Consider the following 26,600-nt stretch of genomic DNA (forward strand, 5'->3'; position numbering starts at 1 on the left):
AGGATGCCGTTCGACAACAGGGGCCACCGGTCGGATCAGGAGCAGAAGCACATCGTGAGCAGCGAGAACGCAGACGCCGGAAGCGAGCACGACGAGCCGGTATGGGATGTCGTTGTGGTCGGCGCAGGACCGGCGGGAGCCTCCGCGGCATACGCGGCGGCGGTCGCGGGCCGTCAGGTGCTGCTGCTGGAGAAAGCCGAGTTGCCCCGCTACAAGACCTGTGGGGGCGGGATCATCGGGCCCTCGCGCGATGCGCTGCCGCCCGGCTTCGAACTGCCGCTGAGGGACCGGGTCCACGCGGTGACGTTCTCGCTGAACGGGAAGCTGGCCCGTACACGCCGCTCCAAGCGGATGCTCTTCGGGCTCATCAACCGCCCCGAGTTCGACCAGAGTCTGGTGGAGCACGCGCAGAAGGCCGGTGCGGTGCTGCGTACGGGCGTGAGTGTCACGCGCGTCGAACAGCACGGCCCGGCGGTGCCCGACCGCCGTACGGTCGCCGTGGTGCTGGCCGGCGGTGAGACGGTGCTGGCGCGGGCCGTGGTCGGCGCCGACGGCAGCGCCAGCCGGATAGGCGCGCACGTCGGAGTCAAGCTCGACCAGGTCGACCTGGGTCTGGAGGCCGAGATCCCGGTGCCGCCGCCGGTCGCGGAGGACTGGGCGGGCCGGGTGCTCATCGACTGGGGCCCGCTGCCCGGGAGTTACGGCTGGGTGTTCCCCAAGGGGGACACCCTCACCGTCGGGGTGATCTCGGCGCGTGGTGAGGGCGCGGCGACCAAGCGCTATCTGGAGGACTTCATCGCCAGGCTCGGGCTCGCCGGCTTCGAGCCCTCGGTGTCGTCCGGGCATCTCACCCGGTGCCGCAGTGACGACTCGCCGCTGTCCCGGGGGCGGGTGCTGGTGTGCGGGGATGCGGCGGGACTGCTTGAGCCCTGGACCAGGGAAGGGATTTCGTTCGCCCTGCGGTCGGGGCGGCTGGCGGGGGAGTGGGCGGTACGGATCTCCGAGGCGCATGACGCCGTGGACGCCCGGCGCCAGGCGCTGAACTACGCCTTCGCCATCAAAGCCGGCCTCGGTGTGGAGATGGGCGTCGGGCGGCGGATGCTCGCCATCTTCGAGCGCCGCCCGGGGATGCTGCACGCGGCGATCACCGGCCTGCGCCCGGCCTGGAACGCGTTCGCGGACATCGCGCGCGGCTCGACCTCACTGGCCGGCCTGGTCCGGACCCACCCGTTGGCCCGGCGCGCGCTCGACCTGCTGGACCGCAGACAACAGGGTGCGGCCGTGCCGGAGGAGAACGCACCGGAGCCGGAGACCGTACCGGGGGCGAGCGCGCGGGAGTGAGCGCACGGGGGTACGCGGTGGGCAGGCTGCGGGGCTGAGGGCTGAGGCGGGCGCGGTTCTGGTGGGGCGGGGACGTCTGTCGTCTGGGCTGTGGGCCCCTGGCGGTGGGCCCCGCGGTCGGGCGTAGTGCGGTTGGGCACAGTGCGGTCGGGCGCAGCGCGGTCGGGCCGGGGCTGGTCGAGCTGGGGCCGGTTGAGCTGGGACCGCTCCGGGCCGGTGGCCGCCGTGCTCAGAAGTCCGTCCTGATCAGGAAGACCGGGTGGTCCGGGGCCGCCGCGATGATCTCCGCGTCGGAGGACTTCACGGTGACCCCTTGGAAGTACTGGTTGACCTCCCAGCCCCAGCGCTTGAGATACGTCCGGAGGATCGCGAGCTTCTCGTCGTCGGGGACCTCGGTCGCGGTGAACCGCCGCACCTTGCGGCCGACCCGCAGCTCGCCGCCGCCCGCGACGCGCATGTTCCGCACCCACTGCGAGTGGCCCCGCGCCGAGACCAGGTACTGGCTGCCCTCGTGGGTGTGCGGGTTCACGGGTATGCGCTGCATCTGGCCGCTCTTCCGGCCGCGTACGGACATCTCCGCCGTACCCAGCATGCTCACCCCGTGCCGGGCGAGCCGGCCGACGATGTTGTTGAGCCAGCCGGCGGCCCGGCCAGCCTTGAGGTAGTAGGGCTGCGTCATGGTGGCTCCCCTGAGGTTGGGTTGAGGGTGGGTTCCCCGCGAGTTTGCGAGAGCACTGCTCTCGCTTGAGAGCAGTGTGCACGGAAGGGATGCTCCAAAGCAAGAGCAGTGCTCTCTGATGTGGGCGCCGCTCCGAAAATTGGGCGGTGCTCCGAAACATGGCACACTGCTCTCCATGACGACCATCAGGGGAGCCCGGGAACGCGCCCGTACCGAAGTCACGGTGGCCATCAAGGACGAAGCGCGCAGACAACTCGCGGCCGAGGGCGCCGCGAAGCTCTCGCTGCGCGCCGTCGCCCGCGAGCTGGGCATGGTGTCGTCCGCGCTCTACCGCTACTTCCCCAGCCGGGACGATCTGCTGACCGCCCTGATCGTCGATGCCTTCAACGCGGTCGGCTCGGCCGCGGAACAGGCGCTGGCCGCCGCAGACTCGGCCGGTCCCGTGGACCGCTGGGCGGCCATCTGCGCGGCGGTACGGGCCTGGGCCCTGGCCCATCCGCACGAGTACGCGCTGATCTACGGCTCCCCCGTACCCGGCTACACCGCACCCCAGTTGACCGTCGCGCCCGCGTCCCGCGTCGGCCTCGCGCTGATCTCCGTCGCGAGCGACGCCCACCGCGCGGGCGGTATCGCACTCCCCGCGCTCTCCCCGGAACTGCGCCCGGAGGCGGAGCGCCTGGCCGCGCAGTTCGCCCCCGGCCTTCCGCCGGAGGTGGCGGCGGCACTGGTCGCGGCGTGGGCGCAGCTCTTCGGCCTGATCTCGTTCGAGGTCTTCGGCCAGTTCAACGACGTCGTCGTGGCCCGCGACGAACTCTTCACCCAGTCCACCCGCCGCCTCGCCCACGAAGTAGGCCTGCTCGCCACGACGGGGCCCACGACCTAGGGGGTGTCTCGTCGGTCTTGCCGGGCTTGTGGGGCTTGGCGCGCACGCTCGGGGCGTTGTCGTCTTGCGATCGCACGTACCGGACCCTGCTCACCGACCGGGCTTGATCGACAAGACACCTGGGTCCGGTCCGGTGGATTTTTGCGGGGCCGCGACGCCGCAGTGACATCAGCCGCTGCTGCTGCGGGCGGTACCTCGCTGCGTTAACGCCGGTCCTCCGCGTTGCCATGCTCCTCCGTGGCCCGAACAGCACGGACAGGAGGGACCTCCAGCAGACGCCGCGGCCTGATCCACGTAGATCCCTGGCCCCGCAGTCAAGCTGCACATGTCCGGGCCGTCGGGCGCGGCGTACCGGATGCCGTCCTGCCGCCGACGAGGCGGCACGCAGGGGGCCGCTGGTGTGCGTTCCGGTCGCGGGGCGAGATGCACGGCCGCCGCGTAGAACGGGCCGTACCACCCGTCGTACTCCCCAGGGAGTACGTGTGATCGCCACGCCCGACGGACGCCGGAACTGTCCGGCCGGTTTAGCGTGGCCGACATGGCACAACACCCGAGCGGTCGCAACGGGGGCGACGAAGATACGCCGAGCCCGCCCCGACGAGGCGGTTTCCCCTGGTCACGGGGCGGCTCGCGGTTCCGGCCGCCGTGGCGGCCCGACGGTGGGATGGGCGAGGCACCCGAGGGCCGGGGCGGCGTTTCCGGCGAGGCGACCGGCGCCGGGCCGGGCGACGGGCTCGACGGCCGGGCCGACGGTTTCGCCTACGGGGCCGACCTCCGGGCCGGGACCCTCGGACGTGGGTCCGACGCCCGGACCGGCACCCTGGCCCCGGGCTCCGGCACGGGGTTCGACGGCCCGACCGACAGCCTGACCGACGGCACCGACGCCGACCGGCGGGCCGTCGGCCTGGATTCTGACCGCCGGACCGGATCCTGGGCCCGCCGGGGCTTCGGCCCGGGGGCCATCAGCCGTACCCGAGGTTTCGGCCGGCGAATCGGCGGCACAGGGGCCGACCGCTCGGCCGGATGTTTCGGCGGGGGGACCGGCCGCTGGGGCGCTGGGCCCCGTCGGCCTGCCGACGGCATCCCTGCCGGCGGCTTCGGCGCGGGCGGCTTCGGCTCCGGCGGCTTCGGCGCCTGGGCCGAGAGCCGGGGCCCGGGGGCCTTCGGGGCCGACGGCGGCCGGTGGGAGCGGCGCCGACTGCCCTGGGCCTCCACGTTCCTCCTCGCCGTCTTCGTTCTCGTCGGGACCACCTTCGCCGCCCAAGGCCAGCACGGCCAGCGGCTCCCCCTCGACATCTACGCCCGCCTGTTGCTCCTCGCCGGACCCGCTCTCCTTCTCTTCCGGCACCGCCGACCCGTGGCCGCCGTCTTCGGGGTCTCGGCCATCGCCCTGGTCTACTTCGCCGCCGGCTACCCGTACGGACCGATCTTCCTGACCGTCGGCGTGGCCTGCTACGCCGCGATCGCCGCAGGTCACCGCCGTGCGGCCTGGTGGGCCGTCGGTTCGCTCTGGCTCGGGCATGTGCTCATCGCGCACTGGCTCTACCGCTGGCTGCCCCCGCCCCACGACCGAGCCGCGCCCTGGGGCCAGGAACTCGTCATCGCCGCCTTCGTCGTCGCCCTCTGCGCGGCCTCCGAACTGGTCCGGGTCCGCAGGGAGCAGTGGGCCAGGGAAGGCGCCGAGCGCAGGGCCGCAGAGAAACGGCGGCAGGACGAGGAGCGGCTGCGGATCGCCCGCGAGCTGCACGACGTACTCGCGCACTCCATCTCCGTGATCAACGTCCAGGCCGGTGTGGGGCTCGCCCTGCTCGACTCTGACCCCGAGCAGGCCCGTACCGCGCTCACCACCATCAAGGCGGCGAGCAAGGAGGCACTCGGCGAGGTACGTCAGGTACTCGACACCCTCAGAACGCCCGGCGACGCCCCACGCGCCCCCGCCCCCGGGCTCGACCGGCTGCCGGAACTCGTCGAGCAGGCCGCCGGCGCCGGACTGACTGTCGAGATCGTCCGCGACGGACGGCGGATCGCGCTGCCGCCCGGCACCGATCTGGCGGCCTTCCGGATCATCCAGGAGGCGCTGACCAATGTGGTGCGGCACTCCGGTTCCCGTACCGCGCGGGTACGGCTCGGTTACGCGCCCGGACGGCTCGAACTCCTCATCGACGACGCGGGCCCCGCGACCGGCGGCGACGCGGGTGGCAGCGGCAACGGACTCGTCGGAATGCGTGAACGCGCCGCCGCCCTCGGTGGCACCATCGAGGCCGGACCGGGACCCGGCGGCGGCTTCCGCGTCCGGGCGACACTGCCCCTGCCCGGCCCCGGCCTGCCTCCCGAGGAGCCAGTGTGATCCGTGTCCGTGTCACCGCCCCCGTCCTTGTCCTGGAGGACTCACCGTGATCAGTGTGCTGCTCGCCGACGACCAGTCGCTGGTACGGGCGGGCTTCCGCGCGTTGCTCGACGCCCAGCCGGACATCGAGGTCGCCGGTGAGGCCGCGGACGGCGAGGAGGCGGTGCGCCGGGTGCGCGAACTCCGCCCCGATGTGGTGCTGATGGACATCCGGATGCCGCTGCTGGACGGCCTGGCCGCGACCCGGCGCATCACCGGGGACGGAGGGCTCGACCAGGTGAAGGTGGTGATGCTCACCACCTTCGAACTCGACGAGTACGTCTTCGAGGCGATCCGCTCCGGCGCGTCCGGCTTTCTGGTCAAGGACACCGAACCGGAGGAACTCCTGCGCGCGGTAAGGGCGGTGGTGGACGGCGACGCGCTGCTGTCGCCGGGGGTGACGCGGCGGCTCATCGCGGAGTTCGCGTCGCGTTCCAAGGCGCCCACGGACTTCGCGGGGCTCGGTGAACTCACCGAGCGGGAACGGGAGGTGATGGCCCTGGTCGGTATCGGCCTCTCCAACGAGGAGATCGCCCGCCGCCTGGTCGTCAGCCCGCTCACGGCGAAGACGCATGTCAGCAGGACGATGGTGAAGCTGGGCGCCCGCGACCGGGCCCAACTGGTCGTGTTCGCCTATGAGTCGGGGCTCGTAAGGCCGGGCTGGCTCGGCTGACCGGGCATGTCCGGTTCACGGCTGCTGCGCCGTCGCGGAAAGCGCCACAGCACCTGAACGGCCCGGGCGACAAAGGCGAGAGCCCCGGCGACAGCGCCAACCCGTATGAAAACCTCGGGTAGTCCGAAGTACCACGCGGCCCCCGCGACCACGCCGAACACCAGCCCCGCCGCCAGCATCCCCGTCACCACGGCGAAGCCGATCTCGACCGTGATGGCATCCCGCTCGGCGTCGCTCCGTGTCGTCCCCATGGCCCGAGTCTGGCCCGAGCCGAGGCGGGGGACAAGACGCCGAAAGCGGGCGGGCCGTAAGCACCCGGGCGTCGGGTCGGCGGTCTCCGGGCCCGGCATCGTGCCGGCCGGTACGGAGGGCCTTCCGCCCCATCAGGCGCTCAGGCCTCGCGCGGGTGCGAAGGCCGTGGCCCGCCGCGCATCAGGCGTACGAACGCGCCCAGCGCCGCCGCCTGGATCAGTACCGAGAGCACCAGCGCGGGGTAGACGAACGCGGCGGAATCCGCGACCGTCGCGCCGAGCAGTTCGCCGCCTATGAAGAACACGAAGACCGTTGGCGCCGCGAGGAAGAACAGCCATACACCGGCGAACGACGCGTCCTCGCGATGCACCAGAAGGGTGTCGACCGCGACGAACACGGCCGCCGCCGCGACCAGTGCGAGATAGGCCTGGGACGCCCGATTGCCGAAGGTCAGCCGTACGAGCGCGGTAAGCGGTCCAGAAGCCATGATTTTCTCCCCTGAAGTGTGCTGCTTCCCTTCCAGGGTCCGTCAGATCGAATGGCTGTGCCTGAGTACGCCTACTCAATCCCCATCTGGCCCGCCGGTTCCGGCGACGCGCTCCGGGCCAGATACGCGACAAGCGCGGCGGCGCCCGCCAGCAGTGCGACGGTCGTCAGAGCGAGGGGCAGGGTGAACCAGTCGGCCAGGAACCCGATCGCGGGCGGGCCCAGCAGCATCCCGCCGTACCCCAGCGTCGACGCCGCGGCCACTCCACCGGGTCCCGCCAGGGCTCCCGCCTGGCCGACGGCCACGGGAAAGATATTGGCCAGACCGAGCCCCGCCACCGCGAAGCCCGCCAGCGCGAGCCAGACGGTGGGGGCCAGTGCGCCCAGCAGCATGCCGAACGCGGCCGCCGTACCGCCGGAGACCAAGGCGCGGGTCTGGCCGAGCCGCTCCAGCAGGAACGTGCCGGACAGCCGTCCCGCCGTCATGGCGAGGGCGAAGAGCGAGTAACCGGCGGCGGCGACCCCGGCACTGGCGCCCAGGCTCTCGGTGAGATGGAGGGCGCTCCAGTCGGCCATGGCCCCCTCGCCGTACGCCGTGCACAGCGCGATCACCCCGAAGAGCAGCACCACCCGGCGCGCCCCCCGCCCGAGCCCGCGCGCCCCGTCGCGATCCCGCTCCGCCCCTTCCGCCCGCTCCTTCTCCGCCGTCCGCTGATCCCGCTCCGGTACGGGTGCGGGTACGGGCTGCCGCAGCAGTACGGGCCCGATCACCGCGGTCACCAGCAGCCCAAGTCCGGTCAGAAGCAGCAGATGAACGGCCGGCGAGAGCCCGCCCGCGACCAGCCCGCCGACCCCTGCCCCCACCATGCCGCCCAGGCTGAACGCCGCGTGAAAGCTGGACATCACCGGCCGCCGCAGGGCCGCGACCAGATCGACGGCCGCGCTGTTCATGGCGACATTGAGGGCCCCGTATGCCGTGCCGAACACCAGCAGCACCAACCCCAGGGCCAGCGCCGAGTGCGCCTGCGGCGGCAGCGCGATGCTCAGCGAGAGCAGCACCGCCGACACCACCGTCACCGGATGGCTGCCGAACCGCTGGCACAGCCGCCCCGTGACCACCATCGTCACCACGGCCCCCGCTGACACCCCGAGCAGCGCCAGCCCCAGATCGCTCTCCGAGGCCCCGATCCGCTGCTTGATGGCGGGAATGCGGACCACCCACCCGGCGAACATGAAGCCGTCGAGCGCGAAGAAGACAGTCAGTGCGATACGGAGACGGGAGAGGGAGGACCGGGCCGCGCGGTCCGAGTCGTCGCTCCCCGAAACGGCGCCGGTCCCTACTTTGTTCAGATGCGGCACAAAGTGAGGGTACGCTTCAGGTCGGCTCAGCGGAAGCTCCGTGAGCGTCTGTCGCGCGACATGGGAGACTCGCCCCCATGAACGGCAAGGGCACCACTACCCGGACACGGCTGGAGAGAGGCCGCGGCGCGCTCGGGCCCGCCTTGGAACTGGTGCATACCGGGCGCGCGCCCACCCGGGCCGTACTCACCGCCGAGTTGGGGGTCACCCGGGCCACGGCCGGTGCGGTGGCCGCGGAGCTGGAGGCCCTCGGCCTGATCACGGTCGATTCGCGGCCCGGTGCCGGCGCGGGTTCCCAGGGGCGGCCCTCGCACCGGCTGTCCGTCGACGACCAGGGGCCCGTCGCCCTCGCCGCCCAGGTGCACGCCGACGGCTACCGGGTCGCGCTGGTCGGGCTCGGCGGCCGGATCGTCGCCACCGCCCCCGGCTGCGGTACGGTTCCGGCCGATCCGGCCCAGGTGCTCGGGGAGGCGGTGGAGGCCGGGGCCGCGCTGCTGCGCGCGACCGAGCGGCGGTGTGTGGGCGCGGGCCTCGCCGTGCCCTCGGCCGTCGCCGAGCCGGAGGGCACCGCGCTCAACCCGTTGCACATCGCCTGGCCCGTCGGCGCCCCCGTCCGGGACATCTTCGCCGAGCGGGTCCGCGCGGCCGGTATCGAGGGCCCCGCCTTCACCGGCAACGACGTCAACCTCGCCGCGCTCGCCGAGCACCGGCACGGCGCCGGCCGCGGCGCACAGCATCTGCTCTGTGTCGCCACGGGACACCGTGGTGTCGGCGGCGCGCTCGTCCTCGACGGCCGTCTGCACACGGGCAGTTCGGGCCTCGCCCTCGAAGTCGGCCATCTCACGGTCAACCCGGAGGGGCGGCCCTGCCACTGCGGCGGAAAGGGCTGTCTCGATGTCGAGGCCGATCCGCTCGCCTTTCTCACCGCCGCCGGCCGTGACCCGGGCCCGGAGGTCTCCCTGCTCCAGCAGGCCCGTGATCTGCTCCGTACGGAGGCCGCGGACCCGGCCGTACGGAGAGCCACCGAGGAACTGATCGACCGGCTGGGCCTGGGACTTGCCGGGCTGGTCAATATCCTCAACCCCGACCGGATCATCCTCGGCGGCCTCCACCGCGAACTGCTCGACGCGGACCCCGAGCGGCTGCACGCCGTCGTGGCCGACCGCAGTCTGTGGGGTCAGGGCGGTGGCGTACCGATACTGCCGTGCACACTCGACTACAACAGTCTGGTGGGCGCGGCCGAGGTGGCCTGGCAGCCGGTGCTCGACGATCCGCTGGGCGCGCTCGTCCGGTAGGCGCTCGACGGCATACGGTACGCCGGGCGCCGCTCAGCGGCTCAGCCCCCAAGTTCCCTGCTCGGCCCGCAGGTTCGCGCGTCAGCCGCCGAGTTCCGCGCGGTGCGGCTGCGAGAGATGCAGGACCTGGTACCGGTCGCCGGTCTCGCGCGGGGTGTCGTGCTCCCAGAACGTGAGGTGTACGAGTTCCCAGTGGCGCGGATCGAGTGCCAGCGCGGCGCACACCACCCCGTCGAGCCCGGCCAGCCGCTCGGTGTCCCGCAGCGCCGCGCCGGCCAGGGCGGGCAGGTCCGCGCCCGGCCGGTCCGTACCCCCGGGCAGGTGCAGGCGGCGGCGTACGGCCGTACGGGGAGCGCTCGCGCGGGCCGGGCCCTCCGCGTACAGCAGGCCTGACCAGTGCTGGACGACGGGCCGCCCGAAGTCCCTTACGATCCCGCCGAATCCGGGCCCCAGCAGGAACGCGTTCATCGCTGTGCTCTCGGTCCAGAGATAGAACGGCGCGTACTGGTTCACCGGTGAGCCGTCGGCGCGCTCCCGGATCAGATACGCCTTCAGCCCGAGCCCCGGAAGACCGTCCAGCAGCGGGCCCTTGTCCGCGACGCGCTTGCGGATGATCCCCATGTCGTAGTCGGCGGGCAGGGTGATCTCGTACTGCATGGCGTGCATCGGGTGCTCCTGGACGTGGGAGTACGGGTGCGGCTACGGGGAGGGGGCGTACGGGTACGGGAGGGGGCGCGGATACCAAGGCGGCCTCAAGGGGCCGAGGAGCCGGGCGAGTCGGGGGCGAGCAGGGCCAGCAGTCCCCGTACCCCCGCGTCGAACGCGGCGGGCGAACCGGCCGCGCGGGCCAGGACATAGCCGCCCTGCACGGTCGCCAGAACCGTCGACGCGATCTCCTCGGGATCGAGCCCTGCCGCGAACTCGCCTCGCTTCTGGCCCTCTTCGACGATTCCCGCCAGCCTGCCGCGCAGCCAGCCGATCGTCTCGTCGACCGGGGCCCGCAGGGTGTCGTCGGCGATGATGTCGGGATCCATGGTCAGCCGTCCGACCGGACAGCCGCGCAACACCTCGCGTTCGCGCAACAGATACGCCGAGAGCCGGTCGTACGCGGAACCGCCTCCGCCGAGCGTCGCCTCGGCCGCCGTCCGCAACTCCTCGGCGGTACGGCGTATCGCGGCCAGCGCCAGCGCGGGCTTGCCCGCGAAGTGGTGGTACATGCTGCCCTGGCCCGCCTCCGCCCGCTGCTGGATCGCCCTGGGGCTGGTGCCCACATAACCCCGCTCCCACAGCAGCTCGCGCGTGGCCTCGATCAGACGGTCGGGAGTGCTCATGGGCGCCACTGTACATACCAGTAGGTACAGAGATCCAGAGCGGCCGGGAGCAGCCCGAGGCCCCGCCGCTACTCCCGGAGTCGTACGCGCACGGCCGCTGGCCGTACGACGACTCGGGCCCTCCTCCGGCGCGAGGCTCGGAAGCGACAAGGACGTGCGGCACGACAGGACGTGCGGCACGGCGGAGCGAAAGACACCGACACGCTTCCTGGAGGAGCTGTACCGACATGAACAATCTGGCCTTCGACGGCGGGCCCGGCCCGTGGATTCTGCTGTTCCCCCTGTTCTGGGCGACCGTTGTCATCGGCGGTCTCGCCCTGCTGCGCCGTACGGTGTGGCGGGGCGGCCGGGGCCTCGGCCCTGGCGGCAGGTTCCGCGGCCCCTGGCAACCCGTCGACACCGGGCACGACGACCGGTCGCCCATCGCGCTGCTCGGCCGCAGGTTCGCGGCGGGGGAGATCGACGAGGACGAGTACTGGCGCCGGCTCTCCGTGCTGGACGAGCAGTTCGGCCGTACGGGCAAGGGCGGCGCCGTATGAGCGCCACTACGGTCACCTCCCGCGCCGCGGCCCGGGTCGTGGACGCCGTGAAGATCTACGGCAAGGGCGACACGGAAGTGCGGGCCCTGAACGGGGTGAGCGTCGACTTCCCGGCCGGCCGGTTCACCGCGATCATGGGGCCCTCGGGCTCGGGGAAATCCACGCTGATGCACTGCGCGGCCGGACTCGACACCCTCACCTCGGGCTCGGCCCGTATCGGCGGTACGGATCTGAGCACGCTCGACGACCGCGCGCTGACCCTGCTGCGCCGCGAGCGTGTGGGCTTCGTCTTCCAGGCCTTCAATCTCGTACCGACCCTGACGGTCGCGGAGAACATCACGCTGCCGATGGATCTGGCGGGCACACCGCACGACCGTGAGCGGCTGGACGATCTGATCGACACCGTCGGACTGCGCGACCGGCTGCACCACCGGCCCAGCGAACTCTCCGGCGGCCAGCAGCAACGCGTCGCCGTGGCACGGGCGTTCGCCGGCGGACCCGATGTCGTGTTCGCCGACGAGCCGACCGGCAACCTCGACTCGCGCGCGGGGGAGGAGGTGCTGCGGCTGCTGAGCCGTACGGTACGCAAGACGGGCCGTACGGTCGTCATGGTCACCCACGACCCGGTCGCCGCGGCCCACGCCGACGAGGTGATCTTCCTCGCGGACGGCCGGCTCGTGGACCGGATGAAGAGCCCGACCGCGGAGCGCGTCCTGGACCGGATGAAGGCGTTTGACGCGCGGGGCGCGTCGGACATGGGCGCGGTGGACATGGGCTCCGCCCACACAGACCCGGCACACATGTCCCCTGGACACATGGGTCCGGCCGACATAGCCCCGGCCCACACAGGCCCGGCCCACACAGGCCCGGCCCACATGGGTCCGGACCACACGGTCCCTGGACACGTGGGCCCTGACCACATGAGTCCGGACCACATGGGCTCCGCACCCATGGGTCCGGGCGACACAGCTCCGGCCCATACAGACCCGGACCATGCGGCCCCGGACCACATAGATCCTGCCAACACGGCCCCGGCACACATGGACTCCGCCAACACTGCCCCGGCCCCCACAACCCCCGTCGACACCGAGGCAGTCACATGACCGCCGCCCTCCGTGCCTCGCTCCGTATCAGTCGCAACGCCCTTCGCGCCCACAAGCGGCGCTTCGCCGGTACCTTCACCGCCGTGCTGCTCGGCGTCGGATTTCTGACCGGCACCCTCGTCATGGGGGACACCCTGCGCGGCAGCTTCGACACCATGTTCGGCGAGGCCGCGGGCGGCACCGACGCCGTCGTCCGCAGTTCCCGCGTGGTCACCGTCCCCGGTGACACGCAGGGCACCCGGCAGCCCGTCGACACCGCGTTGATCAGCCGGATCGAGCGGATCCCCGAAGTCGCCGCCGTCGCTCCGAAGATCGAGGGCGCCGGGCAGCTCGTCGGCAAGGACGGCAAGCCCATCGGCGGCCAGGGGCCGCCCACCCTCGCCGGCAACTGGATCGAGGACCCGCGGCTCAACCCGTACCGGCTCGCCGAAGGCCGTCTGCCGGCCAGGAGCGGCGAGGTCGTCGTCAACCGCGGCGCGGCCGGGACCGGCGGACTGCGGATCGGCGACCGTACCGTCCTGCGCACCCCCGATCCGGTCCAGGTGACCGTCGTCGGCCTGGCGACCTTCGCCGGCGAGGACGGCATGGCCCAGGTCACCTACACCGGTATGACCCGGGCCGACGCCGAGAAGTACCTCACCGCGAAACCCGGCGAGGCCGCGAGCATCCAGGTCCGCGCGGGCCCCGGCACCAGCCAGCAGGACCTGGTGGCCGCGCTCGCCCCCGTACTGCCGGACGGCGTCGAGGCCATCACGGGACAGGACTCCGCCGACGAGAACCAGGACATGATCTCCGGTCAGTTCCTCGGCCTGTTCACCACCCTGCTGCTGGTGTTCTCCGGGATCGTGCTGCTCGTCGCCACCTTTTCCATCCACAACACCTTCGCCATCGTCGTCGCCCAGCGCACCCGCGAGAACGCCCTGCTGCGCGCGCTCGGCGCCTCCCGCGCCCAGGTCGTCGGCTCGACCCTCGCCGAGGCGACGGTCGTCGCGCTGGCCGCCTCCGCCGCCGGGCTGCTCGGTGGCATCGGGATCGCCGCGGGCCTCCAGGCGTTGTTCCCCGCTGTCGGATTCCCCTTCCCCGAAGGCCCTCTGGTGATCAGCGCGCTCTCGCTGCTGCTGCCGCTCGCCGTCGGTGTGGTCGTCTGTCTGGGGTCCGTGCTGCTGCCCGCCGTACGGGCAGGGCACACCGCTCCGCTGGCCGCGCTGCGCGAGACCGCGGTGGACCGTTCGGGTGGCTCCAGGGCCCGCGCGCTCGCCGGTACGGTCCTGGGCGCGGCGGGCGCGGCCGCGATCCTGACCGGGGTGTTCGCCATGCCCTCACTGCCGCTGGCGGGAGCGGGCGCGGTGCTGGCCCTGGTCTCCTTCGTGGTGTTCGGCCCGGTCGCCTCCTCGTACGCCGTACGGATCCTCGGCGCGCCGCTGGACCGGCTGCGCGGTGTCTCGGGCGGGCTGGCCAGGCGTAACGCGCTGCGCAGCCCCAAGCGCACCGCGGCGACCGCCACCGCGTTGATGATCGGGGTCGCGGTCGTCTCGCTGTTCACGCTCTTCGGCGCCTCGCTGAAGGCCACCATGGACCGGACGGTGGACCGTTCCTTCGCCGGGGATCTCGCGGTGAGCGCACCGGCCTTCGGCGGCGGAGGAAGCGGGCTGAGCCCCCGGCTCGCGCCCGCCCTCGCGAAGCTGCCCGAGGTGGACACCGCCGTGGGCCTTGGCAAGGGCGTGGCCGAGGTCGACGGGCAGGGCCGCACGCTGACCGTCACCGACCCGGCCGCCCTCGCCAAGGGCTTCGACCTGGGCTCCGTACGGGGCTCTCTGACCGGTCTCGGTACGGACGGGATCGCGATCTCGGACACCGAGGCCGGCAAGCAGGGCCTCAGGCTCGGCGGCACCACCGAACTCGCCTTCACCGACGGTGAGAAGCAGACGTTCACGGTCCGTGCCCTCTACGGGCAGTCGGAGCTGGCGGGCGACTATGTGATCACCCGGGCCGCCTGGGCACCGCACCGCGCGCGGGACTCCGACTCCCTGGTCTCCGTCACTTTCCGCGACGGTGTTCCGGCCGCCACCGGCGAGGCGGCGGTGGAGAGGGCGGCGCGGGCGTACGGGAACCCCGAGGTGCAGACCCGGGACGAGTACGCGCGTACCGCCGCGGGGGCCATCGACATGATGCTGACCCTCGTCTACGCGCTGCTGGCCCTCGCCGTGGTGATCGCGCTGCTCGGGATCGCCAACACGCTCACCCTCGCGATCCATGAGCGGACCAGGGAACTCGGTCTGCTGCGGGCCGTCGGCCAGACCCGGTCCCAGCTCCGGGCCATGGTCCGCTGGGAATCGGTGCTGGTCGCGGCGTTCGGTACGGCCGGGGGACTGGCGCTGGGCGGGCTTCTAGGCTGGGTCATGGTCAAGGCCTCCGAGGGCACCGGGGACACGCCCTTCGCCTTCGCCGTACCGCCGGTCCAACTGACGGTGGTCGCGGTTGTCGGCGTGGTGGCCGGTGCGATCGCGGGCTGGCGGCCCGCGCGCAGGGCCGCGCGCCTGGACGTACTGCGCGCCATCGCCGTGGAGTAGGTGCTGGTGCGGGTCGAGTAGGTGGGATGGACGGTGCAGCAGGAGCGGGTGGTCGGGAGCGGGTGGTTACCGGTCACAGGTGGTTGGTGGTCACGGTGGTCACTGGTCAAGCGGTGGCTGCTGGTTACGGGGAAAGCATGGTGGCCGGGCCGGTCACAGCCGGTCAGGCCACCACGAACGCCCGGGCCGTGGCCGGCCGGTACGCACCGTCCAGCGCGCCGAACTCGGTGCCCGGGAAGGGGCCGTCGGTCGTCGCGCCGTACACCGGACGCTGGGACAGAGCGAGGGCGGCGGGCGGGGCGGGGAGCGTGAACCAGATGCTCTTGCCCGTCTCGCCCCGGGGGCGTACGCCCCAGCTCTCGCTCACGGCCGCGATCAGTGCGAGACCACGGCCGCTGGTATCGAAGGGACTGGCACGGTTGACCGTCGGTATCCGGGGGTCGTGGTCACTGACCGAGACCGTGAGACGTTCGAGCAGCAGCTCGATATCGACGGTGCACTGCTTGTCGGGCTGTGCGTGCCGGTGGACGTTGGTCAGCAGCTCGGTGACGCCGAGTGCCGCTTGGTCGATCAAGGGATCGAGATGCCAGAAGCGCAATTGCGCGGAGATGATTCTGCGGACCTGGCCGATCCGCGACGGCAGGGCCTGGAGCTCCACCGTGCAGTGCCTGCTGGGCTGGCTGATCACGGCTGCGACTCCCCGAATGGAGGTGAGGAAGACGACGAAGGATTTGGGACGCGGCAACTGGCTCGCCCACAGGCTGCTGTCAACCGCTCGACGGAGGGCTGGATCTCAGCGTTACCGCCGGTTCACCCTGAGTGATGTGAGACCAGAGTGAAGCAGGGGGTCCGGCTTCGCAACTCGCGGCGGATCAGGGGCGGATCAGGGGCGGTTCGGGGAGTGATCAGGCCTGAATCGGGGCAGGGGGCAGCGTGGTGTCCGAGCCGGAGCGCCGGCCCGCCGGGGTACGCCGTAGGTACGTGTCCGGGCACGCCGGAAAGTACGTTCCCGGCAGGTGGGAAGCAGGCGCGGCACAGGCCGAAACGTACGTATGCGGGACAGGCCGTAACGTACGTTTGCGGGGCAGGCCGGAAATGCGCCCCGGGCAGCCCCTGGGCAGTTCAGGCCTTGGCAGCTCAGGTCTTCGGGTCTTCGCAGCTCAGGTCTTCGTACGGCCGGCCCGGCTGACGGCCTCCAGGAACCGCCCCGCCAGCGCTGTCGCGTCCGGTCTCTGCCCGCGCTGCCCCATCGTCAGCCGGTAGCGGATCCCGTTCACGGTGGCGACCGTGCTGCCACGGCCCGCGAACCAGGGCCTCGCCGCCCGTACGGCCCGCAGGGGCGCGCTGTCGATCACCCGGCCGTAGCTGGTCAGCAGCGCCAGCCTGCCGTCCTGGATGAGGACCTGCCCGGCCTTGGTGAGGGAGCGCGGCCACCGCTCGATCCGTACCCCGCGCGCGTCGAACTCCGGCTCAGCCATGGCGTTCAGCCCCCTCCGTGCCCGTACCCCTCACAGGCAGTCTGCCCAAGTATGCGCCTGGACACCAGACCGCCTTGCGCAGGGGTGTCCAAGGCAGCGCTATGGCACCCCAAAGGCGATGTTTGCCCAGGTGGTGCCGGTACCTTCAGGCGTATGACGCAGCGAGACAGCACGCAGCGGGACGGCACGCGGCGGGATGGTATTCAGCAGGACAGTGCGCGCCGGGACAGTACGCGGGCGACCATCGACGCCGACCGCAGCGACCCCGGCTACCGGGCCTGGCTCAAGGAGGCCGTACGGAAGGTCCAGGCCGACGCCAACCGCTCCGCGGACACCCATCTGCTCCGCTTCCCGCTGCCCGAGCGGTGGGGCATCGACCTCTACCTCAAGGACGAGTCGACCCATCCGACCGGCAGCCTGAAACACCGGCTCGCCCGCTCGCTCTTCCTCTACGGCCTGTGCAACGGCTGGATCCGCCCCGGCAAACCGGTGATCGAGGCGTCCAGCGGTTCGACGGCGGTCTCCGAGGCGTACTTCGCGAAACTGATCGGGGTGCCGTTCATCGCGGTCATGCCCCGTACCACCAGCGCCGAGAAGTGCCGGCTGATCGAATTCCACGGCGGGCGCTGCCACTTCGTCGACGACTCGCGGAAACTGTACGAGGAGTCCGCCGGGCTGGCCGCCAGGACCGGCGGTCACTACATGGACCAGTTCACCTACGCCGAGCGCGCCACCGACTGGCGCGGCAACAACAACATCGCCGAGTCGATCTACCAGCAGCTCCGGCTGGAGCGCTATCCCGAGCCCGCCTGGATCGTCGCCACGGCCGGGACCGGCGGCACCTCGGCGACCATCGCGCGCTATGTGCACTACATGCAGTACGACACCCGGGTCTGTGTTCCCGACCCGGAGAACTCCTGTTTCTTCGACGGCTGGACCCGGCACGACCCGGCGGCGTGCAGCGAGCGCGGCTCCCGGATCGAGGGCATCGGCCGGCCGCGGATGGAACCGAGCTTCGTGCCGGGTGCCATCGACCGGATGATGAAGGTGCCGGACGCGGCGAGCGTCGCGGCCGTACGGGCGCTGGAGCGGGCCATCGGGCGGAAGGCGGGCGGTTCCACGGGCACCGGGCTGTGGAGCGCGCTGAAGATCGTGGGCGAGATGGTCGCGGACGGGCGGCAGGGCAGTGTGGTCACGCTGCTGTGCGATCCGGGCGACCGCTATCTCGACAAGTACTACTCGGACGACTGGCTCGCCCAACAGGGCCTGGACATCGGCCCGTACACGGCGACACTCGACCAGTTCCTGACGGACGGCGTCTGGCCGGACAACGCCTGACGCCGCCGTGCCGCCGCCGGCCGTTGGTGTCAGGTCTTGGTGAGGCGGCGGTCCAGGGCGCGTACCGAACTCCGGAACGTACGGCCCATTGCCGGCCGGGAGCCCCGCAGCACGGCCCGGTACAGCACGGTCCCGTCCGTGGCGACGGTCCACCGCACCCTGGTCCCGTCACCGGCCGGTGCCAGCCGCCAAGCCTCCAACAGGGCACGCACGCCGGGTGCGTTGGTCTCGTCGGTACGGTACGCGTAGAGCACGTCCGGCTGCGCGGCCAGCACCGTCTCCCGGAAGCGCGAACCGCCCGTGAGCCGGACCGTACGGCCCTCCGGGGTCGCCGCGGCCTCTGTCAGCCCGCTGAACCACTCGGGCCAGGACTCCGTCTCGGTGGCGAGCGCCCGGTACACCGCGTCCGGCGGGGCGGCCATCGTGCCGGTGAACACCAGGCGCACCGGCGCGGTGTCGGCGAAGTCCAGTTCCACGGAACGGAGTTGGCGGGCCATGGACAGCACATCCCTGAACGGAGTCGAAGGGGTCTGACGGACCGTACAGTCTAGTGCGGGGTGCGCGGGGAGCGCTTCGACCCGGCGCGTGGCAAACGGCTCACAGCGTGGCCGGACAGCAGCCGCCAGGCCCCCGACCCTCGGCCGCGCGGTGTCCGGCTGCCCGGCCTCCGGCTGCCCGGCCTCCGGCCGTCAGGTGTCTCCCGGGGGCGGCAGCTCCTCCAGCTCGCCCGCCACCACCAGATCCGGCAGCAGCTCGGCCATCTCCTCGCGTGCCCGGGACGACAGCCCCGCGTCCGTCACCAGGGTGTCCACCTGATCCAGGGTCGCGAAGGAACTCAGGCCCACCGTGCCCCACTTGGTGTGGTCGGCGATGACCACCACCCGGCGCGCCGACTGGATGAACCGCCGGTTGGTCTCCGCCTCGCCCAGGTTCGGTGTGGACAGCCCGGCCTCCGCGGAGATGCCGTGCACCCCGAGGAAGAGCACATCGAAGTGGAGCGAGCGGATCGCCTGGTCGGCCACCGGGCCCACCAGGGAGTCCGACGGAGTGCGCACCCCGCCCGTCAGCACGACCATCGCCGCGCCGGAACGTCCGCCGCCCGCCACTCCGGCCCGCTGCGCCGCGTGGAACACATCGGCGACCCGTGTCGAATTGGTGACGACCGTCAGCTCCGGAACATCCACGAGATGGTGCGCCATCGCATATGTCGTCGTTCCGCCGGAGAGCGCGATGGCGCTGCCGGGCACCACCATCGCCGCCGCGGCCCGCGCGATCTCCTCCTTGGCGGCCAGCTCCAGTCCCGACTTCGCCTCGAAGCCCGGCTCGTGCGTACTCGCCTCGACCACCGGCACCGCGCCGCCGTGCACCTTCTCCAGGACGCCCTGGCGGGCCAGCGCGTCCAGATCCCGGCGGACCGTCATGTCCGAGACATTGAGCCTGCGCGTCAGCTCGTTGACCCGGACCCCGCCGCGCCGGCGCACCTCGTCCAGGATCAGGGCACGGCGCTGCTCCGCGAGGAGATTCTGACTGTCGGTCACCGCCGGTCCCTGTCCTTCCGTGTCATCGCCATCGCCGCCATCGCTGTCGCTGTCGCCGTCCGCGCGGCCGTCCCGGCCCGTACGACCTCAGCCGTGGCCGTACGCTCTCGTCCCCGATGGCCGGGGATGTCCGATCAGCGCGGGTCCCTCATCCTCCCACGCGGTTCGGACACCGGTGCCGGGGGTTGGGGAGCCGGGCGCCGGGGAAGCTCCGTGTGGGCCCCGCCGGACAGGGCCTGACGGCCGGGAGCCGGGATTCCGGTGTACCCCGGCCCGCGCCCGCCCCGCGCCCGGCTCGGCCTGCCACTCCCGTACATCGCGTTCACGCCGCTCCTTCCCGCTTCTTACCGCTCCTTCCGCCCCTCCCGCTCCTCCCTATTTCTTCCCGTCACTCCTGTCACTCCGAGAGCGAGTCAGCGAAGTGCCCTCAGAAACCCAGGATCCGCGCAGCGGCGCAGCCGCCCTCGAACTGCTCATTCATGGCGTCGGCGGCGCCACCCCGCAGAAGATGCTCGACGATCCGCGTACGGTCAGGATCACCGGCGACAAGACGGCCGCCGTCTACCGGCGCACGGACGACGCCGACGCGGAGCAGCACCCCGGGCGTTACGCCGACGGGCCCGTGCCCGAGGCGTACTGCTGGTCCAACCTCACCTCGGGCAATGGCTCGCGCGCCCTGTGGCTCCTGCTGCTCCCCTTCACGGTGGTCAATCTGGCGCACTGGATGCGGCCCGCCACCAAGGGCCTCGGCCGGGCCCAGCGGCTGTACGGACTCCTCGTACGGCTGGTGGCGCTCACCCTGACCGTGCTGCTGACCGCCACGGCCTGCGAGGTCGCGATGGATCTGACGGCATGGCAGTGCGCCGGTTCCGCGAGCTGTGTGGCCGAGCGGTCCTGGCTCGGTTTCCTGTCGCCGGAGGGACACGGCTGGTGGGCGCAGCCCGGGCGGCGCCTCGCCCTCGCCGCGCTGGTGCCCACGGCGCTGGTGGTGCTGCTCTGGTACCTGTCCAACCGGACCTGGAGCGCGTACGAGTCCCAGCGCCCGCCCACCAATGGGCAGTCGGCCGGATTCGGCACCCACGACGAGCGGCCCGCGCGGACCGGCAGCACCGACCGGACCGCCGACGACCGGCGGCCCTCCGCGACCCAGGGTCCGGCGCGGACGCGGCCCGCGCTCGGCCGCCCCGGGTTCTGGTACGGCCGCAGGCTCGTCGCGCGGCTGCGCGCCGCGCACACCGCCGCCGGTTTCCTCACCGTCGCGGCCGTGCTCGCGGAGGCCGTCACCGAATACGACACCGCCTCCGACAGCGGTCCGCAGGCCCTGCTCGGCCGACTGCTCCAGGCAACGCTGGTCATCTGCGCGGCCGTTGTGCTCTGGGTGGTGTGCAGCAGGGGCCGCAGCGAGCGCAGGCGCGACACCACCCTCGACCGGATGCTGATCAGCGTCCTGCCCGTCACCGCGCTCGCGCTGCTCGTCCTGGCCGTGGTGTACGCGGCCTGGTCCCGGCCCGGCTGGGTCTCCGCCGGTACGCTGCCCGGCGACGCCGCCTTCCGGGTGATCGCCCTCGCACAGGTCGCCCTTGTCGTCGCGCTCGCTGTCACGGCCCATGTCCTGCACCGCCCCGTGGCCCATCACAGGACCGCGATGCGCGGCCTCGGCGGGCCCGCCGTCGCGATGCTCGCCTGCGCGCTGGGCGGAGTGATGACCGGGGGAGTCGCCCAGTGGGTCGCCGACTGGCTCGACGGGGACGCCACACCCGGCATGGGCGAGGGCGCGATCGCGGGCCCGCCGGTGCTGCTGAGCTGGCAGGCCTCGGTCATTCCCGTCCTGCTCGCGCTGCTGCTGATTCCGGCCGCCGTCCTCGGTGTCCGTACCGTACGGGCCACCCGCCGGCTGATGCCCGACGTGGAGGCGGAGTACGGCGCGTACGGCACGGCGGGCGAGCACGGCACCGAGCGCGTCAAGGCCAGCATGGACACCGCCCGTACCCGGCAGGTCGCGGGCGCCCGCGCCGCGGCCGCGCTCACCGACGCCGTGCCCTGGCTGGTCGGCCTGATCTCCGGTGCCGCCCTGCTCCTCGGCACCGCCGCGCTCGCTGGCTCCTGGGCCAGCGGCGAGGTGCCCGGCCAGGCCGCCAAGGGCACCGACTCGTTCCTGGAGTCCGTCGCCGACATCGCGCAGTCGCTGGGCTCCTGGCTGATCGGCCTCGGCTTCATCCTGTTCGTCACCTGGGGCCGCCGCGCCTACCGCGACGCCTCGGCGCGGCGCACCATCGGCATCCTCTGGGACGTCGGCACCTTCTGGCCGCGCGCCGCCCACCCCTTCGCGCCACCCTGCTACGCCGAGCGCGCCGTCCCCGATCTGACCTGGCGGATCGCCGCCTGGACCGGGACGACCGGCGGCAGGCTCGTCCTCTCGGGCCACTCGCAGGGCAGTGTGCTGGCCGCGGCGGCCGTCTGGCAGTTGCCCGCCGCCGTACGCCACCGGGTGGCGCTGCTGACGTACGGGTCACCGCTGGAGCGGCTGTACGGGCGCTGGTTCCCGGCGTACTTCGGCGCGGGACCGCTCGGCGAGCTGAGCAGGGAGGTGCACTGCTGGCGCAATCTGTGGCGGATCACCGACCCGATCGGCGGGCCGGTCCGGGTCCCCGCGCACGACGGCCGGCCCGCAGTGGACTGCGAGCCGTTCACGGACCCGCTCGCCTTCGGACGTACGGCGCTGCGCCCGCTGCCCGAGCCGGTCCTCGGCCACTCCGACTACCAGGCGGACCCCGCCTTCGCGGCGGAACGGGCCGCGCTGCTCGACCGGCTGCCCCCGCCGGCGGTGCCCCACCAGCGGATCATGAAGGAGCTCACCGAGGAGCCCACGGAGCGGCCGGCCCAATGACACCGGCTTCTCAGGGCAGTTCGGGCAGATCGTCCGCGTAGAGCAGGGTCAGATCGTCCGTACTGGCCTCCGGCAACTGGGCGACCCGGCCCGCGTGCCGCTCCACCATCGACTCGAACGTCTGGCGCGCGGTACGGCCGTTGCCGAAGGCGGGGCCCTTGGGCAGCTCCGTGAAGTACTTCACCAGGGCCTCGGCCGTACCGTCCGCGAGCCGGTACTCCTGCTCCTCGGACTGCTGCTGCACGATCCTCAGCAACTCGGCCGGATCGTAGTCGGTGAAGGTGATGGTCCGTGAGAAACGCGACGCCACACCGGGGTTGACCGTCAGGAAGCGTTCCATCTCCACGGTGTACCCGGCGACGATCACCACGACGGCGTCCCGGTGGTCCTCCATCAGCTTCACCAGGGTGTCGATCGCTTCCTTGCCGAAGTCCCGCCCCGAGTCCTCGGGGGAGAGGGCGTACGCCTCGTCGATGAAGAGCACTCCGCCACGCGCCCGGTCGAAGGCCTCCTGGGTACGGATCGCGGTGGAGCCGATGTGCTCACCGACCAGGTCGACCCGGGACACCTCGACGAGATGGCCGCGCTCCAGCACCCCGAGGGAGTGCAGGATCTCGCCGTACAGCCGGGCCACCGTGGTCTTGCCGGTGCCGGGGGAGCCGGTGAAGACGAGATGGCGGCGGACCGAGGCGGCCTTGAGGCCCGCCTCCTTGCGCCGCCTGCCGACCTCGATCATGTCCGTGAGCGCCCGGACCTCCCGCTTGACGCTCTCCAGACCGACCAGGGCGTCGAGTTCGCCGAGGACGTCCTCCGAGGAACGTGCGGGCGCCGTGGGCGGGGCGGCGTCCGCGGGCTTCGCGGTCACGGCGGTCGGCTGCGCGGGGACCGCCCCCAGCAGACCGGTGGTCTGGGTCGCGGTCAGTACGGCGGGCGGCTCGGAGGACGGCGTCAGGACACCGCTCTCGTCGCTGGTGCAGTCCTCGACGGTCGGGCCGTCCTCCGGGAACTCGTACCCGCCGCGCGCGCACCGTTCCGTACGGCACCGCGTCAGCGACGTACGGCAGCCGTCCATCACATGGAAGCCGTAGCCGCCACTGCCCGTGACCCGGCAGTTGTGGAACGTGCCGCGGCCCTCGGCCGACACATAGAAGCCCGCCTCGGCCGGCGAGGTGACCGTACAGCGCTCGATGGTCGGATCGGCGCCCTTGGTGACGATGACCCCGGTCTGAACGGCGTCGACGGTACAGGAGTTGAGGGTGCCGCCGCTGCCGTGGTCGCGGAACCAGGCGCCGGTGGAGGCCTCCCTGATCCGGCAGTCGTCGAGCTGCGCGGTCGCGCCGTCGCTCACCGACACGGCCGTGTTCCGCACCTGGGAGATGTCGCTGTCGACGACATCGGCGCGCGAGCCGCGGTCGAGGACGAAGAGCGCGTCGGGCACGTCGTGCACACGGCAGGAGTCGAGGACGACGGTCGCGCCGTCGCTGACCCACACGGCCGGATAGTCGCCCGTACTGTCGTGGATCTCGCACTGGTTGGCGTCGACACGGGTGCCCGGGTCCCAGACGGAGAGCCCGTTGCGGCCGAAGCGCCGCACCGTGGAGCGGGTCAGGGTCAGCACCGAGCGGGAACGCAGATCGACCGCGTTCTCCGGGATGTCGTGGATGTCGCAGTCGGAGAGGGTGAGGACGGCGTCGGTGTCGAGGGTTATGCCGTCGGCCGAGGTGCGGTGCACGGACGAGTCGGTGAGATGGGCGGCGGCGCGGGACGCGATCTGCACACCCGTGCCCTTGATCTCGTACACCTCGCAGCCGACCGCCTCCACGCCGCTGCCCTCGCCGGTGACGGACAGGCCCGCGCCGGAGGCGTGGTGGACCCGGCAGCGCTCCAGCCGGGGGTGCGCGCCGCCGCGCACCGAGATGCCGGCCTGCCCGGCCGCGACGATCTCGCACTCCTCGAACACGCCGCCCGCGCCGTCGAGTACGCCGATGCCGACACCGGCCGGATTGTCGACGGTGCAGCGCCGTACGGTGGGCCGGGCCGCGCCCCGTACCTCGATGCCCGCCGCCGAACGGGTCACGACCCGCAGCTCGGTCAGCTCGGGCGTGCCGTCCTCGACGAGCAGCGCGGGCGATGTGGCGTCCTGGCCCTCCACATGGAGGTCCTGGATGGTGGCGGAGGCACGGACGGTCAGCGGCACACCGTCGGCGGGCGCGATACGGACGGAGCCGAGCGAGCCCTCGGGGCCGCGCAGCGTGACGGCGCGCGCCACGATGAGATTCTCCCGGTAGGTGCCGGGGGCGACGGTGAGGATGTCGCCGTCGCCCGCCGCCTCCAGGGCGGCGGCGAGGGAGGTGTACTCGCCCGTGCGGCGACGCCAACGCGAAGTTCCGGTGTGCGTCACCTGGACCGTGCCCTGTGCCATGGCGCTGTTGTGCCCCCACCTCGTGCGTGTGCGCGTGTTGTGCCGTCCGGGGCCCCGGCCCCGCAGAAGGACCTGGGGCGGGACCGTGCGGCACCACCGTAGCGCGCATGACAGCGCCGAGTTGACGCGAGCGGCTGGTCCCGGCAGCTCGTGGGCGGGACTTCGCCATGCTCGCCGGGGGTGGGAGCGCCCGGTGGGGCGCGTGGTGCGGCGCCTTCGCCGGGCGTACGGCTGCCGGGCCCGGCTCCTGGGCCGGACGGGGCTTCCGAAACGAAACCGGACGGGACTTCCGAAACGAATCAGGCTCTAGCTGCCCGCGCCGGTGCGGCCCCAGTCCGGACCCGCCTCGGCCCAGGCCTCGTCGAGCCGTTCGTACCGCCGTCGTACCAAGTGCCGTACGACCAGCCGTCTGGCGCACTCCACCAGCCCGGCGGCCAGTACGGCGATACCGAATCCGGCCAGTACGGCATGGAGGTGCGCGGTCTCCGTGCTCATCGGGCCCTTGACCGGCCTGCCGCGGTGGTCGGCCCAGATCGGGAAGGTGTCGCCGGGGTGGGGCTCGCGCAGCGGCGCCGAGATCGTCCCGGTGTGCGTACTGCCGTCCGCCGCCCGCCAGTTGGCGATCACCCGGCGCCCGAGATCGTGCTCCCTCGCCGACTCGGCGTCGAACGCGCGCACATGGTGGTCCGCGGAGCCGCGCACCACCACGGCGGTCGTACGGTGCCGCTGTTCGTGCTGGCGTCCGATGGTCTGCCGCATGGACGCGTCGACCGCCCTGCCGCCGAACCAGCCGACCGCGGGGACCGCCACGGCGAGCAGCGCCACCGCCGCCAGCGCGACCCACGCCTCGATCAGATCGGTGCCCCTGCGCAGGGGGTTGCGCCGCCAACGCCAGAGCCCGGTTACGGTGCGCACAGTCCTCACACCCCCTTCCGTGTCCGTTTTAGCCTTACGGAGCACGGTTTACGCGCGAAGAGAGCGAAGAGAGAGCAAGCTCACCTCATTGTCCCCTGCACTCAGTGGTTCGTGCACCGAGTGTGCGGGGCCGGACGCGGGCGGTGTGCCGGGCGGGAGGCCTTCGAGCAGGGGCGGTTCTCAGCCGACTCAGCCGTCTTCGGCCGTGCGGACCGTCCCGGCTGTCTGTCAGTCGTCCCGTTCTGTCAGTCGTCCCGTTCGAGGACCGTGAACGGATCTCCCACCCGGAGCGTGCCCGTGGACTCGGGCACCAGGTTCTGCCCGAAGATCAGCCGGCCGTCGAGTCGGCGGTGGCGCCCGAGGGTGTGCAGCGGCTCCTTGCCGCGCTCGGCGGTGCGCTGGTCCGTCGTCGTGATCACGCACCGCGCGCACGGCTTCGCGACCCGGAAGACGACCTCCCCCACGGCGACGCGCCGCCACCCGTCCTCGGCCCAGGCCTCCGTCCCCGCGACGACGAGATTCGGCCGGAACCGGTCCATCGGCAGCGGGCCCTCCTCCTTGTGATCGCCCCGCGCGATAAGGGAGTTGAGGGCGTCGAGCGAACCGAGCGTCGTTACGAGCAGCGGAAAGCCGTCCGCGAAGCTGACCGTCTCCCCGGGCTTCGCGAACAGTGGATCGACGGGCCGCCGCGAGTCGGGCGCGTCGAGATGGACGAGCCTGACCTCCACCCCGAGGTAACTGCTCGCCCAGACGTGCGCGTCGTGCCCGGCGGGCACCGCCTCGACCCGTGTCCCGAAAATGTCCACCGCGACCGTGCCGCCCCCCACCGGCTCCGGCACCCCGACCGTCAACGGCTCAAGGCCGGGCGCGTACAGCCGGACCCCGCCGTCCGGCTCCTGCCCCGGTTCCGCGCGGGCGAGTGCCAGCCGCGGCTGCTGGCGCTGGGTGACCACCTTTCCCGTGCTGTCGATCAGTGTCCAGCGGCGGTCCCCGGCGAGTCCCCAGGGCTCGACGAGCGCGCGCCCGGGCGCACAGCCGGCCATCGACTTGACCGGATGGATCCGCAGGGCGTGCAGAACGGCGTGGACGGGCTGATGAGGCGGCTTCGGCATGAAGCCATCCTGT

Annotated in this window: 22 protein-coding genes and 1 pseudogene; 10 read left to right on the forward strand and 13 right to left on the reverse strand. The window is 72.3% G+C overall.

Annotated features, from left to right (window positions below; all coding sequences use genetic code 11):
- Positions 1 to 54 precede the first annotated feature (54 nt).
- On the forward strand, positions 55 to 1,341 hold the full coding sequence (locus tag KQY30_RS32380; RefSeq protein WP_217310091.1) for a geranylgeranyl reductase family protein: 1,287 nt from the start codon (positions 55 to 57) through the stop codon (positions 1,339 to 1,341).
- Between the two features lie 229 nt (positions 1,342 to 1,570).
- Here KQY30_RS32380 and KQY30_RS32385 read toward each other — a convergent pair whose 3' ends face one another.
- Positions 1,571 to 2,020, reverse strand: a complete 450-nt coding sequence (locus KQY30_RS32385) for a nitroreductase family deazaflavin-dependent oxidoreductase (protein WP_217310092.1) — start codon at positions 2,018 to 2,020, stop codon at positions 1,571 to 1,573.
- Between the two features lie 175 nt (positions 2,021 to 2,195).
- On the opposite strand from KQY30_RS32385, the gene KQY30_RS32390 reads away from it, so the two are divergent.
- From KQY30_RS32390 to KQY30_RS32400, 3 genes are all read left to right on the forward strand, one after another.
- Complete coding sequence (locus KQY30_RS32390) at positions 2,196 to 2,903, forward strand: TetR/AcrR family transcriptional regulator (RefSeq protein ID WP_217310093.1); 708 nt, start codon at positions 2,196 to 2,198, stop codon at positions 2,901 to 2,903.
- 1,198 nt (positions 2,904 to 4,101) lie between these two features.
- Positions 4,102 to 5,250, forward strand: coding sequence for a sensor histidine kinase (locus tag KQY30_RS32395; RefSeq protein WP_254407725.1), 1,149 nt, complete (start codon positions 4,102 to 4,104; stop codon positions 5,248 to 5,250).
- Positions 5,251 to 5,296: 46 nt separating this feature from the next.
- Positions 5,297 to 5,962, forward strand: coding sequence for a response regulator transcription factor (locus KQY30_RS32400; protein WP_217310094.1), 666 nt, complete (start codon positions 5,297 to 5,299; stop codon positions 5,960 to 5,962).
- Here the strand turns inward: KQY30_RS32400 and KQY30_RS32405 are convergent.
- The 3 genes from KQY30_RS32405 to KQY30_RS32415 form a co-directional block, all read right to left on the reverse strand.
- Positions 5,923 to 6,213 (reverse strand): DUF6332 family protein, encoded by a 291-nt coding sequence (locus KQY30_RS32405; RefSeq protein ID WP_217310096.1) that lies wholly within the window; start codon positions 6,211 to 6,213, stop codon positions 5,923 to 5,925. The genes KQY30_RS32400 and KQY30_RS32405 overlap by 40 nt on opposite strands.
- 140 nt (positions 6,214 to 6,353) lie before the next feature.
- Positions 6,354 to 6,701 carry an SCO4225 family membrane protein gene (locus tag KQY30_RS32410; protein ID WP_217310097.1) on the reverse strand — a complete coding sequence of 116 codons (348 nt, stop codon included), beginning with the start codon at positions 6,699 to 6,701 and terminating at the stop codon, positions 6,354 to 6,356.
- A gap of 71 nt (positions 6,702 to 6,772) precedes the next feature.
- A complete protein-coding gene (locus KQY30_RS32415; protein ID WP_217310098.1) occupies positions 6,773 to 8,059 on the reverse strand; it encodes an MFS transporter in 1,287 nt (428 codons plus the stop codon).
- 77 nt (positions 8,060 to 8,136) lie between these two features.
- Here KQY30_RS32415 and KQY30_RS32420 point away from each other — a divergent pair, with 77 nt between their 5' ends.
- The gene (locus KQY30_RS32420; RefSeq protein ID WP_217310099.1) at positions 8,137 to 9,354 is read left to right on the forward strand and encodes an ROK family protein; all 1,218 of its coding nucleotides are present in this window, start codon (positions 8,137 to 8,139) and stop codon (positions 9,352 to 9,354) included.
- A gap of 81 nt (positions 9,355 to 9,435) precedes the next feature.
- Here KQY30_RS32420 and KQY30_RS32425 read toward each other — a convergent pair whose 3' ends face one another.
- A complete protein-coding gene (locus tag KQY30_RS32425) occupies positions 9,436 to 10,020 on the reverse strand; it encodes a DUF4865 family protein (RefSeq protein WP_217310100.1) in 585 nt (194 codons plus the stop codon).
- Between the two features lie 86 nt (positions 10,021 to 10,106).
- Complete coding sequence (locus KQY30_RS32430) at positions 10,107 to 10,685, reverse strand: TetR/AcrR family transcriptional regulator (RefSeq protein WP_217310101.1); 579 nt, start codon at positions 10,683 to 10,685, stop codon at positions 10,107 to 10,109.
- A 227-nt stretch (positions 10,686 to 10,912) separates the two neighbouring features.
- Between KQY30_RS32430 and KQY30_RS32435 the strand changes: the two genes are divergently transcribed.
- From KQY30_RS32435 to KQY30_RS32445, 3 genes and pseudogenes are all read left to right on the forward strand, one after another.
- Positions 10,913 to 11,224 (forward strand): SHOCT domain-containing protein, encoded by a 312-nt coding sequence (locus KQY30_RS32435; protein WP_217310102.1) that lies wholly within the window; start codon positions 10,913 to 10,915, stop codon positions 11,222 to 11,224.
- A pseudogene (locus KQY30_RS32440) lies at positions 11,221 to 11,961 on the forward strand (ABC transporter ATP-binding protein); the annotation flags it as partial. The gene KQY30_RS32435 and the pseudogene KQY30_RS32440, both read left to right, overlap by 4 nt.
- Before the next feature lie 362 nt (positions 11,962 to 12,323).
- Positions 12,324 to 14,897 carry an ABC transporter permease gene (locus KQY30_RS32445; RefSeq protein WP_217310103.1) on the forward strand — a complete coding sequence of 858 codons (2,574 nt, stop codon included), beginning with the start codon at positions 12,324 to 12,326 and terminating at the stop codon, positions 14,895 to 14,897.
- A gap of 163 nt (positions 14,898 to 15,060) precedes the next feature.
- On the opposite strand, the gene KQY30_RS32450 is transcribed toward KQY30_RS32445, so the two are convergent.
- Together KQY30_RS32450 and KQY30_RS32455 are read right to left on the reverse strand one after the other, a co-directional pair.
- Positions 15,061 to 15,585 (reverse strand): ATP-binding protein, encoded by a 525-nt coding sequence (locus KQY30_RS32450; protein WP_217310104.1) that lies wholly within the window; start codon positions 15,583 to 15,585, stop codon positions 15,061 to 15,063.
- Positions 15,586 to 16,057: 472 nt separating this feature from the next.
- Positions 16,058 to 16,375, reverse strand: coding sequence for a hypothetical protein (locus KQY30_RS32455; RefSeq protein WP_217310105.1), 318 nt, complete (start codon positions 16,373 to 16,375; stop codon positions 16,058 to 16,060).
- A gap of 153 nt (positions 16,376 to 16,528) precedes the next feature.
- Between KQY30_RS32455 and KQY30_RS32460 the strand changes: the two genes are divergently transcribed.
- The gene (locus KQY30_RS32460; RefSeq protein ID WP_254407420.1) at positions 16,529 to 17,713 is read left to right on the forward strand and encodes a PLP-dependent cysteine synthase family protein; all 1,185 of its coding nucleotides are present in this window, start codon (positions 16,529 to 16,531) and stop codon (positions 17,711 to 17,713) included.
- A 29-nt stretch (positions 17,714 to 17,742) separates the two neighbouring features.
- Here the strand turns inward: KQY30_RS32460 and KQY30_RS32465 are convergent, their stop codons facing one another.
- Positions 17,743 to 18,210 (reverse strand): SRPBCC family protein, encoded by a 468-nt coding sequence (locus KQY30_RS32465; RefSeq protein ID WP_217310106.1) that lies wholly within the window; start codon positions 18,208 to 18,210, stop codon positions 17,743 to 17,745.
- Positions 18,211 to 18,402: 192 nt separating this feature from the next.
- Positions 18,403 to 19,251, reverse strand: coding sequence for a DeoR/GlpR family DNA-binding transcription regulator (locus KQY30_RS32470; protein WP_217310107.1), 849 nt, complete (start codon positions 19,249 to 19,251; stop codon positions 18,403 to 18,405).
- A 421-nt stretch (positions 19,252 to 19,672) separates the two neighbouring features.
- On the opposite strand from KQY30_RS32470, the gene KQY30_RS32475 reads away from it, so the two are divergent.
- The gene (locus KQY30_RS32475; protein WP_217310108.1) at positions 19,673 to 22,138 is read left to right on the forward strand and encodes a hypothetical protein; all 2,466 of its coding nucleotides are present in this window, start codon (positions 19,673 to 19,675) and stop codon (positions 22,136 to 22,138) included.
- Between the two features lie 10 nt (positions 22,139 to 22,148).
- On the opposite strand, the gene KQY30_RS32480 is transcribed toward KQY30_RS32475, so the two are convergent.
- The 3 genes from KQY30_RS32480 to KQY30_RS32490 all read right to left on the reverse strand — a co-directional run bounded on the left by KQY30_RS32480 (position 22,149) and on the right by KQY30_RS32490 (position 26,587).
- On the reverse strand, positions 22,149 to 24,560 hold the full coding sequence (locus tag KQY30_RS32480; protein WP_217310109.1) for a right-handed parallel beta-helix repeat-containing protein: 2,412 nt from the start codon (positions 24,558 to 24,560) through the stop codon (positions 22,149 to 22,151).
- Between the two features lie 306 nt (positions 24,561 to 24,866).
- Complete coding sequence (locus tag KQY30_RS32485) at positions 24,867 to 25,475, reverse strand: hypothetical protein (RefSeq protein WP_217310110.1); 609 nt, start codon at positions 25,473 to 25,475, stop codon at positions 24,867 to 24,869.
- Between the two features lie 245 nt (positions 25,476 to 25,720).
- A complete protein-coding gene (locus KQY30_RS32490) occupies positions 25,721 to 26,587 on the reverse strand; it encodes an MOSC domain-containing protein (protein WP_217310111.1) in 867 nt (288 codons plus the stop codon).
- Positions 26,588 to 26,600: the final 13 nt, after the last annotated feature.

Origin of the sequence: Streptomyces sp. GMY02, from assembly GCF_019056675.1 — a bacterium.
GTDB lineage: Bacteria > Actinomycetota > Actinomycetes > Streptomycetales > Streptomycetaceae > Streptomyces > Streptomyces odonnellii.

What these genes read in the sequence shown, in the direction of transcription:
- KQY30_RS32385 (WP_217310092.1), bottom strand. Translation starts at nt 2,020, where the DNA reads ATGACGCAGCCCTACTACCTCAAGGCTGGCCGGGCCGCCGGCTGGCTC.
- KQY30_RS32390 (WP_217310093.1), top strand. Translation starts at nt 2,196, where the DNA reads ATGACGACCATCAGGGGAGCCCGGGAACGCGCCCGTACCGAAGTCACG.
- KQY30_RS32405 (WP_217310096.1), bottom strand. Translation starts at nt 6,213, where the DNA reads ATGGGGACGACACGGAGCGACGCCGAGCGGGATGCCATCACGGTCGAG.
- KQY30_RS32410 (WP_217310097.1), bottom strand. Translation starts at nt 6,701, where the DNA reads ATGGCTTCTGGACCGCTTACCGCGCTCGTACGGCTGACCTTCGGCAAT.
- KQY30_RS32420 (WP_217310099.1), top strand. Translation starts at nt 8,137, where the DNA reads ATGAACGGCAAGGGCACCACTACCCGGACACGGCTGGAGAGAGGCCGC.
- KQY30_RS32425 (WP_217310100.1), bottom strand. Translation starts at nt 10,020, where the DNA reads ATGCACGCCATGCAGTACGAGATCACCCTGCCCGCCGACTACGACATG.
- KQY30_RS32430 (WP_217310101.1), bottom strand. Translation starts at nt 10,685, where the DNA reads ATGAGCACTCCCGACCGTCTGATCGAGGCCACGCGCGAGCTGCTGTGG.
- KQY30_RS32435 (WP_217310102.1), top strand. Translation starts at nt 10,913, where the DNA reads ATGAACAATCTGGCCTTCGACGGCGGGCCCGGCCCGTGGATTCTGCTG.
- KQY30_RS32445 (WP_217310103.1), top strand. Translation starts at nt 12,324, where the DNA reads ATGACCGCCGCCCTCCGTGCCTCGCTCCGTATCAGTCGCAACGCCCTT.
- KQY30_RS32455 (WP_217310105.1), bottom strand. Translation starts at nt 16,375, where the DNA reads ATGGCTGAGCCGGAGTTCGACGCGCGCGGGGTACGGATCGAGCGGTGG.
- KQY30_RS32460 (WP_254407420.1), top strand. Translation starts at nt 16,529, where the DNA reads ATGACGCAGCGAGACAGCACGCAGCGGGACGGCACGCGGCGGGATGGT.
- KQY30_RS32465 (WP_217310106.1), bottom strand. Translation starts at nt 18,210, where the DNA reads ATGGCCCGCCAACTCCGTTCCGTGGAACTGGACTTCGCCGACACCGCG.
- KQY30_RS32480 (WP_217310109.1), bottom strand. Translation starts at nt 24,560, where the DNA reads ATGGCACAGGGCACGGTCCAGGTGACGCACACCGGAACTTCGCGTTGG.
- KQY30_RS32490 (WP_217310111.1), bottom strand. Translation starts at nt 26,587, where the DNA reads ATGCCGAAGCCGCCTCATCAGCCCGTCCACGCCGTTCTGCACGCCCTG.